This window comes from Alkalibacterium sp. m-11 (genome assembly GCF_054658155.1).
Genome location: NZ_BAAGIR010000240.1, coordinates 1 through 1,844, shown reverse-complemented (window position 1 = coordinate 1,844; position 1,844 = coordinate 1). Strand labels below are relative to the sequence as shown.

General features: G+C 43.7%; 1 protein-coding gene. It reads right to left on the bottom strand.

Annotated features, from left to right (window positions below; all coding sequences use genetic code 11):
* Positions 1-1,694 (bottom strand): IS1634 family transposase (locus ACYQ2O_RS12100; protein WP_459796690.1); only part of this gene is annotated, 1,694 nt, incomplete at its 3' end.
* Positions 1,695-1,844: the final 150 nt, after the last annotated feature.

Sequence of the window (1,844 nt, the reverse complement as noted above, 5' to 3'; positions counted from 1 at the left end):
CCAGACATATCTAAACTGTCCATCAACTTTAGATACGTATCTGAAATAGTGGTTGGCGTAAGGCTAATCAACGGATAGTGTCCTTGTGCTAAAACGATTGGGTCACGGAGTGCCCGACTGAGTGCTTGTCCTGAAACCTGTAACCCGTGAAATTTCTTCATCCGATATTGTCCATAACGTAAGAGGCATAAGCTCAAGAAGCATAACGCGAAATGACCATGAATATGCGCATCTTTCCAGACGTAGACCGGACGTGCTCGAAGATCCGATTTTAAGACTCTGAAGCTTTCCTCAATTTTCCAAAGGCCTCCGTAGATTCCACTCACTTCCTGTGTTGTATACTGAGGCTGATTCGTCACGACCGCATAGTAGCCGTCATATTGGGCTTGATAGGCAATACGCGCCTCGTCTAACTGAGCACTTTCCAAATCTTTATCCATAAGGATATACTGATTTCGGCCGCGTTTGAGTTGCGCCTCAACTTGACCCGGTTTTTCTAAGGTATCCATCACTTTCTCAAGGACACGTTCTCGGTCTTTTCGATCTTTTTCTGCTCGCTTGGCACTCCATGTGACATGAACAGTGACTGGTATGGTCAAGGGTTTGTACTTTCGGGGACGCCCTTTTTTCTTCGGTAGCGCCGCTTTTTCTTCCTCGGAAAGTTCGATCTTCACTTCAAGCTCATGCTGGATCTGCTTTTCTTTATAGGTGACTTCGCCTTCTTCACTCGCTCGAACCGTTTCCCAGTCTCCCTGTAAAGCTAACCTTTTTATGTCCTGGGGCGCTTTCTTCAATGTGTAGCTGATGACAAAATCATGTTTTTCCTGCACAAGAAAGGCCAGATTATCTTTCCCGTTTAATCCTCTGTCTGCTACAACGACAATCTTTTCCATCTTGTATCGTTTTTTCAACTCTTGAACAGACGCTGTTAAGGTTGATTGATCCATCGTATTGCCGGGGAAAATCTGATAACTAATGGGAATGCCCTGATTGTCGATCAATAAGCCCATGACCACTTGCACTTCATTCGACTTATGATCTTTTGAATACCCAAACAAGCGAAGTTCGCCAGCATTCACACTTTCAAAGGCATAAGTTGTGACATCATAATAGGCCACAGGGCCTGTCCGTTCGGTCTTATTCGCAAACTGCTCACATAAATGATCGATTAAGGCATCTTTCAGTTCAGTGAGGACATCAAGCGCACTATAATAGAGGTCTTTGTGATGCTGATGAATCCCGGCGAAACGAGACAGATCTTGATGTGAGCAGCGAATACTTTTAGGCTCCATTATGCGATGGATCACAAGGCTGAAAATCGCTTCGATCAGGGCTGGTTGATTGCGCTTTGCCACGTTCTTTTCAAAAAATGCAGTCAATTCGAGCTCTTTCCATATCTTTAAAATAGCGGCGTGCCCGAAGTGGTACGAAGGGACCGCGTCAGAGGCAGACCGAATAGGTTGCCGTTCTAATTCTATGGCAATTGGCTGATGACGTGCTTTCTTTTCTTCAGTCAACTGTTTGGCTTTCTTTTTCAGCTTTTCAATAATCTGAGGGTCTTCAGCGATCATCTTTTCGTAATTTCCCAGCGTTTCAATGACAACCGTTTTCTTTTTCTTTGTTTTGGGAATACGGTGTTGTTCAACGAACTGAATCACACGCGCAGAGCCTTTTCCAGTAATCGCCACATACATTCCCGATGCCTCGCTCTCTATAAGGATCTTTTCTTTAGTATATCATAAACGTACATAAGTGGACAACAAAAAGACAGAAAAAACGTTGATTAATTTGATAAAATCAACGTTTCTTTGCTTATTTTTCAGTTGTAGGTGCGAAACTCAGGA